General features: G+C 64.5%; 7 protein-coding genes. All 7 read right to left on the bottom strand.

All coding sequences use genetic code 11. From position 1 onward, the window contains the following. Positions 1-1,411: FAD/NAD(P)-binding protein (locus tag JWR98_RS28660; RefSeq protein ID WP_205491843.1), on the bottom strand; the 1,411-nt coding region annotated here is incomplete at its 3' end. Positions 1,412-1,423: 12 nt separating this feature from the next. After that, entirely contained in the window at positions 1,424-2,191 is a 768-nt protein-coding gene (locus JWR98_RS28665) for an ABC transporter ATP-binding protein (protein WP_078733724.1), read from the bottom strand. 3 nt (positions 2,192-2,194) lie between these two features. Next, the gene (locus tag JWR98_RS28670; protein ID WP_078733725.1) at positions 2,195-3,535 is read right to left on the bottom strand and encodes an ABC transporter substrate-binding protein; all 1,341 of its coding nucleotides are present in this window, start codon (positions 3,533-3,535) and stop codon (positions 2,195-2,197) included. Positions 3,536-3,555: 20 nt separating this feature from the next. Beyond that, entirely contained in the window at positions 3,556-4,605 is a 1,050-nt protein-coding gene (locus JWR98_RS28675; RefSeq protein ID WP_078733726.1) for a branched-chain amino acid ABC transporter permease, read from the bottom strand. Positions 4,606-4,609: 4 nt separating this feature from the next. After that, complete coding sequence (locus JWR98_RS28680; protein ID WP_078733727.1) at positions 4,610-5,491, bottom strand: branched-chain amino acid ABC transporter permease; 882 nt, start codon at positions 5,489-5,491, stop codon at positions 4,610-4,612. After that, entirely contained in the window at positions 5,491-6,261 is a 771-nt protein-coding gene (locus JWR98_RS28685) for an ABC transporter ATP-binding protein (protein ID WP_078733728.1), read from the bottom strand. Before JWR98_RS28685 ends, JWR98_RS28680 begins: the two co-directional genes overlap by 1 nt. Beyond that, on the bottom strand, positions 6,258-7,106 hold the full coding sequence (locus JWR98_RS28690; RefSeq protein ID WP_205491844.1) for an acyl-CoA synthetase: 849 nt from the start codon (positions 7,104-7,106) through the stop codon (positions 6,258-6,260). Before JWR98_RS28690 ends, JWR98_RS28685 begins: the two co-directional genes overlap by 4 nt. Positions 7,107-7,326 lie beyond the last annotated feature (220 nt).

Genomic DNA, 7,326 nt, shown 5'->3' on the forward strand with positions numbered 1-7,326 from the left:
GAGCAAGCCTCCACATTTGGATCTCTGTCAGTCTCGAAGCCAGGGCTTTGGCCTGAAGCGCCACATCCGTCACCGCCGTGCTCTCCCACCACATCCCCCGCAACGGCGGGCCCATGGCAAACAGTCGTTGGCTGACCCGCCCCTGGGCATCCAGCACCGCCCCCGACGCATCCGCCGCGATCCCCAAGGCCAGCGGCCCAGGCTGGATCAGCCCGCGCTTGAGCAATTGCTGCGGCAACGGCCGGGCCACGCGGCGCCAGTCGTATTCGATGCCGCTGGAGTTGATCAGCGCCGCGCCCGACACCTGGGTCAGCGCTTGCTCACCACGATAGCGCAACTGGATCGTCACGCCCTCGCCCGCAGGCGCCAGGCCCTTGAACGACGCCGCGCGAATGCGCAAGCGCCCCTCTTCGTGCAAACGCGCCACCAGCTGCGCACTCAATGGCGGCGAGCGGTGGTGATGGCTCTCCCACCAGGGCCGAACATGGCGCACGAACTGGCGCTTTTCACGTTCGCCGGCCTGGCTCCACAGCCGGCCGATATGCGCGCGCACCGTGTCCAGCGGCGCCTGCCAATCAATGCCTTGCTCCACGGCAATCCGGCATTGCCGGCGCACTTCGCGCAGCAACTGCCGAGGGCTGCGCAGGCTCTGGTCTTCGCCGAGGAAGTCCACCCAACTTGGCGGTTGGCGGCGCACATGGGGCAGTAACCCATGGCGTGAAAACACCTCGATGGACCCGCGATGACCGGCCTGTTCCAGGGACACCACGGCATCGACCATGGTCAGCCCCGAGCCGATGATCAGCACCGTCGACCGTGGGTCGAGCCGGGTCATGGCCTGCACGTCCCACGGGTCCACCGCCGCCGCGTTCAAACCGCTGGACTCGGTTTGTGGCGTGCGCGCCGCCGGGAACATGCCGGTGGCCAATACCGCAACGGTGCCGCGCAGTGACTGGCCGTTATCGAGGGTCAGCAGGGTTGAATCCGCGTCCACTTGCAGGTCGATCACTTCGGCACGCACATGCTCCAGCGTGGACGCCGACAGCGCTCTGGCCTCGGCCAGCCGCTGCTGCGCATACAAGCCGAACAGTCCGCGCGGCGGGAACAGTTCGCTGATCGGTACGTGTTGCTGGTCCGACTCCGGCCAGCCACCGGCGCCGATGTGGGCGGTGAGCCATTGGGTCAGGTCGTCGGCATTGTCCGGGTCGACGCTCATGCGCGCCGCGTTGCCGTTCAGGGTGTGGCCCAGTTCGACCGCACTGTAGGCCTCGCCCCGGCCCAGTTCGGCACGCGGCTCGATCACCAGGATGCGGCGCCGGCCAGGCAAGCGCAGCAGTTGCACGGCGAGCATCGTGCCGCTCAGGCCGCCACCGATGATCAGCACATCGGCGTTGCGGATGGATTCACTCATGCAGGTTCGCCCTTACTGTTTGCCCAGATAAATATCATGCAGATCCCCCCGCGCCAGCAGTTCAGCGGCGCTGCCGCTCAAGGCCACGCGCCCAGTATCCAGCACGTAACCCTGGGACGCATAGGTCAGTGCGACGTTGATGTTCTGCTCGGCGATCAGGAAGCTCACCTGCTGTTCGCGGTTGAGCTGCGCGATGATCGCGAAGATCTCCTGCACGATCATAGGCGCCAAACCCATGGACGGCTCGTCGAGCAGTACCAAAGTAGGACGGGTCATCAACGCCCGGCCGATGGCGACCATCTGCTGCTCGCCGCCGGAGGTGAGCCCGGCGCGGGTGTGGCGCTTGGTCTTGAGCCTTGGGAACCAGGCGTAGATGCGCTCCAGGTCCTGCTCCATTTCCTTGCGGCTCAGGCGTCGCACAAAACCGCCGCTGCGCAGGTTGTCTTCCACGCTCAGTTGGCCAAACACGTGACGGCCTTCCAGCACGTGCACCATGCCCTGGCGCACACGCTGGCTGGGGTCGATACCGGCCAGGTCCGCACCGGCGTATTCGATCACGCCCCGGCTGACCTCGGCGCGTTCGGCGCGCACCAGCCCGGAGATGGCCTTGAGGGTGGTGCTCTTGCCCGCGCCATTGGCGCCGAGCAAGGCGACGATAGCGCCCTTGGGCACGTTCAGCGACACCCCGGCCACCGCCAGGATCGCACCGTCGTAGATCACTTCAATGTCGTTGACCGTCAGCAGCGACGGGCTCGCGGACGCGGTGGCAGGCTGGCTCATGGTTTATTCATCCCCGGTGCAAGTGCGTGGCGTCAGGCCTTTTTCCTTGGCGAATGCGGCGGACTTTTCATCGATCAACGGGCGCAGCAGCGCACGGTCGGCGGCGATCCAGTCGCTGATCAGCGTCCAGTTGGCGCCGTCCCACTGCTGCACCCGCGCCGAGCCGCCGCCTTCGTGGTCGCGGCACGACAGCTTGAGGTTCTGCATCAGGCCCAGGTAGCCCATGGCTTTAAGCCGTGCATCGTCGATATCCAGGTGTTCCAGGCCCCAGCGACCTTCTTCGCCATTGAGCGGGCGCTTGCCGAATTTGGCTTGCGCGGTGCGGATCGCTTCCACGGCGACGGCGGCATTTACCAGGCCGGAGTTGTAGTAGACGCTGCCGAAGTTTTTCAGGTCCTTGAGGTCGCTGTGGCCCTTGTCGAGGACGTATTGCTTGAGGCGCTTGTGGATCTCGAAATCGGCCCCGGCCGGGTATGGCGTGAGCGCCAGGTACCCCTTGGCGGCGGCGCCGGCCGGCAATACGTCTTCGCTGGAACTGGCCCAGATGTCGCCGATGATGTGGTCCACGGGGAAGCCGAAGCGCGCGGCGGTTTTCACTGCCACCGGGGTCGACACGCCCCAGGTGCGCAGGAACACCCAGTCCGGGTTGGCCTGGCGCACCTGGCGCCACTGCGCCGATTGCTCGTTGCCAGGGTCGGCTACCGGGATCTGGATATTTTCAAAGCCGTACTTTTCGGCCAGCAGCTTCAGCGGGCCGAGGGTTTCGCGCCCGTAGGCCGAGTCGTGGTAGACCGTGGCGATCTTCTTGCCCTTGAGTTTGTCGAAGCCGCCTTCACGCTGGGCGATGTAATTCACCAGCGTCGATGCCTCGCTGTAGAAGGTCAGCATCACCGGAAAGTTGTACGGGAACACCGTGCCGTCGGTGGCTTCGGTGCGCCCGTAGCCGAGGGTGATCAGCGGGATCCTGTCGACTTCCGCGCGCTCGCTCAGGGCATACGCCGCCGGCGCGCCGTTGGGTTGGTACACCGCGACGGGCGCGCCATCCAGGCCATTCTTGAAGCGCTCATAGCACTCGATACCCTTCTCCGCGGTCCATTCGGTCTCGCATTCCTGCCACACCAGCTTCACGCCGTTGATGCCGCCTTCGACCTCGTTGATATAGCGCAGGTAGTCGATCATCCCGGCCCACACCTGCACACCGCTGGAGGCATAGGCCCCCACCCGATAGGTCGCCAGGGGGAAGAATTGCTGGTCGGGTGACGCCATGGCCTGGGGCACGGCAGCGACCAATGTCGCCAGCGCAAAGGCAGCGCCGGCCAGGGAGCGTTTCAAGGATGCACGCATGGAAGTTCTCTTTAGAAGGATTAGAAACGTAGCGGCCACTGCCGCAGCCAATCGCGAAGGGTGTGCAACAGGCGAATCAACCCCTCGGGTTCCTTGATCAGGAACACGATGATCAACACGCCAAAGATGATTTTCTGCAGGTTCTGCAACTGCCCCGCATCCACCGAACCGCCAAACAGCGCCTGCCCGGCGTGGCTGAGAAAGATCGGCAGCAGACTGATGAAGGCCGCGCCGACGAAATTGCCGGCGATGCTGCCCATGCCGCCGATAATGATGATGAAGAGGATCTGGAACGAGCGGTTGATATCGAAGCTGCTGGCACTGGCGGTGCCCAGGTAAGCGAAGGCCCACAGCGCGCCGGCGATGCCTAAGTAGAACGAACTGACTGCAAACGCCAGGCGCTTGTAGCGCGCCACCGGAATGCCGACCACGGCGGCGGCGGTGTCCATGTCGCGGATCGCCATCCAGTTGCGCCCCACCTGGCTGCGCACCAGGTTGAGGGCGGTCCAGGTCAGCAGCAGCACCGTGACCAGGGTCAACCAGTAACGGCCCAGCGGCGTGTTGAGGTCATGGCCGAACAGCGCAAGCTTGGGCGCCGAAATCGTGCCGGACGAACCGTAGTTGTAGAACCAGGGGAACTTGACGAACAGCCACTCAAGAAAAAACTGCGCGGCCAGGGTGGTGACCATCAAGTAAAAGCCCTTGATCCGCGAACTGGGCAGGCCAAACAGCAAGCCGACCAACGCGCTGATGATCCCACCGCCCAGCAGCGCCACCGGCAGGCCCAATTCCGGCAGCCGCAGCAGGAAGCCGTAGGTGGCAAACGCACCCACCGCCATGAAGCCCGCCGCGCCCACCGAGGTTTGCCCGGTGTAGCCGGTCAGCAGGTTCAAGCCCAGCCCGGCCAGGGACAACACCAGGAAAGGGATCAGGATCGCATTGAGCCAATAATCATTGCCCCACAGCGGTACGACGACGAAGGCCAGCGTCAGCAGGCCAAGCAGGCCCCAGGGTACGCGTCGCTGAACCAGTAATAACGGCGCGGTGTCTTGAGCAACAGGGATCGACATGGTTTCAGACTCGCTCGATGGCGCGCTCGCCGAACAGGCCGGCGGGACGGATATACAGGAAGGCCAACGCCAATACATAGGCGAACCACGGGGTGATGCCGCCGCCGATCAGCGGGCCGATATACACCTCGGCAAGGTTCTCGGCGGCGCCGACGATCAGCCCGCCGACAATCGCCCCGCCAATCGAGGTAAAGCCGCCGATGATCAACACCGGCAAGGCTTTGAGCACCACCAGCGACAGCGAGAACTGCACACCCTGGCGCGCGCCCCACAGCAGCCCGGCCACCAGCCCGACAATCCCGGCCACCGCCCAGACGATCTGCCAGACACGGTTGAGGTGGATGCCGATGGACAGCGCCGCCGTGGTGTCATCCGCCACCGCGCGCAACGACACACCGATGCGCGTCTTGTTGAACAGCAGCGCCAACACCACCACCAGCACCACGGCGGTCGCGGCGGCGACCAGGTCGAACTGGCTGAGCATCAGCGGCCCGATAAACAGCGGCACGTCGTCGATGCCCAGGTCCAGCGCACGCACCTGCGCGCCCATCAAGCCCTGAGCCAGGCCTTCAATGATGAACGACAGGCCCAGCGTGGCCATGAACAGGGTGATCTGCGAACGGTTCACCAGCGGGCGCAAGACCAACCGCTCGATGAGCAACGCGCCGACGATCATCACCAGCACCGTGAGCAGCAACGCCACGGCAAACGGCACGCCCTGGTCGTGCAGGCTGACGAAGGTCAACGCGGCAAACAGCAGCATCGCGCCCTGGGCAAAATTGAACACGCCGCTGGCCTTGTAGATCAGCACGAAGCCGATGGCGACCAGCGAGTACAGGGTGCCGGCAAGTAAACCGCCGAGCAGGGTTTCGAAGAAAAACGTCATCAATGCACCACTCCCAAATACGCCGCGATGACCTCGGGATTGGCCTGCACCTGTGCGGGCGTGCCGTCGCCGACCTTGCGCCCGTAATCGAGCACCACCACATGGTCGGACAGGCCCATGACCACGCCCATATCGTGCTCGATCAACACTACAGTGGTGCCGAGGTCGCGGTTCACGTCGGCGACGAAGCGCGCCATGTCCTGTTTCTCTTCGGCGTTCATGCCGGCCATGGGTTCGTCGAGCAGCAACAGGCTGGGCCCGGCGATCAGCGCGCGGCCCAATTCCACGCGTTTTTGCAGACCGTAGGACAGGTTGCCCACCAGCACGTCGCGGTGGGCTTGCAGCTCAAGAAACTCAAGAATGCCTTGGCCACGCCGGCGAAATGCCCAGGCTTCGCGTCGCGCGCGGGGCAAGCCCAGGGCCTGTTCGATAAAGGTGCTGCGCATATGCCGCGACAGCCCGGTGAGGAGGTTGTCGAGCACGCTCATCTTCTTGAACAGCGCGTTGTTCTGGAACGTGCGGCCAATGCCACGACGCGCGGCGCCCAAAGGGTCAATGCGGTGGAAGTGTTGTTGCTCGAAGACGATCTCGCCGGCATCGAAGCGGTACACGCCGTTGAGCACATTGAGCAGCGAGCTTTTGCCCGCCCCATTGGGGCCGATCAGCGCGCAGATCTCACCGCGCCGTACCTCGAACGACAAGGCATTGATGGCCTTGACCCCCTTGAACGATAGCGAGATGTCCCGCACCTGGAGAATGGCCTGGCTCATGCAATGTCCCGTTTGAATTCGGCCAGCCACGTCGGCTCGGCACTGGCTTTAAGTGGCTGCCAGATATAGGCCAGGCGCTGAAACCCCAGCAGTTTGCGCACGCGGTTTTTCAGCAACCGGCGCAGGCCGCCCTGCGGGTGGGCAATGGCCCAGTCACACAGGCGTCGGCGCCAGGTACCGTGGGGCGCCAGGCGGCTTTCGATATCGTCGGCCAAGTGCTGTAAGCGCGAGGGCGACAACAGCAGGCCGGTGGGCGCTACTTCACTGCGATCACGCCGCGCCGAGGCGAGGTTTTCCGGGAACGCCAGGCCGTGACCCGTGCTCAGCCATTGCTCCAGCACCACAGCGAGGCCGCCTTGCCAAGAGGTGCCCTCTTCGCTCCACAGCGCGGTTTCGCCTGTGGGTTGCCACCAACGCTGCAGGTGCTGCGCCGGATCGACCTGACCGAGCAATTGAGCGAAGTCCACCCGCAGGGTGAACGCCCAATCCGGCTGGCGACCTTGAACGTAGGCGTGGCTGGGATGAATACGCCACAGCTGTTGCTCCAGGACCTGCGGCTCCAGGTTGTCGGCCAGCGTCAGCACCTGCCCGCCGACGGACTGGGCCGCCAACGCCAGCAACAGCAGGTTCGGCTCAAACGCGCCGCTGAGCGCCAAGCGTGACTGTTCGTTGAAACCTTGCTGGCGCAAACCATCGGCCAGGCGTTCGACGTCGCGCAGGGTGTCGATCCAGCGCCAGGCGTACCACTGGCCCTGGCGTTTGTGGCGCAGGGCAATGTGCAGCGGCGTGAGTTGTGCCCAGTGGTGCAGGTGTTCCAGGCGGGCCTTGGGGTCGTGCACGCTCATAGGGGGTGGTTCCTATTGGGGTGGTCAAGCGTGCGGTGGTCCGCTGGCTGGGATATTTGGATCGACACGGGACAAATGTGGGAGGGGCTGCCCCCCGATGGCAGTGTGTCAGACACCTATCAATTGCTGGCCCACTGCTATCGGGGGGCAAGCCCCCCTCCCACATTGGAATTTCGTGCACCAGACAGATCGCGGTAGCTGCGCCGGGGTGGTTTGGACC

The sequence above is a fragment of the Pseudomonas lactucae genome, assembly GCF_016937615.1.
Taxonomy (GTDB): Bacteria; Pseudomonadota; Gammaproteobacteria; order Pseudomonadales; family Pseudomonadaceae; genus Aquipseudomonas; species Aquipseudomonas lactucae.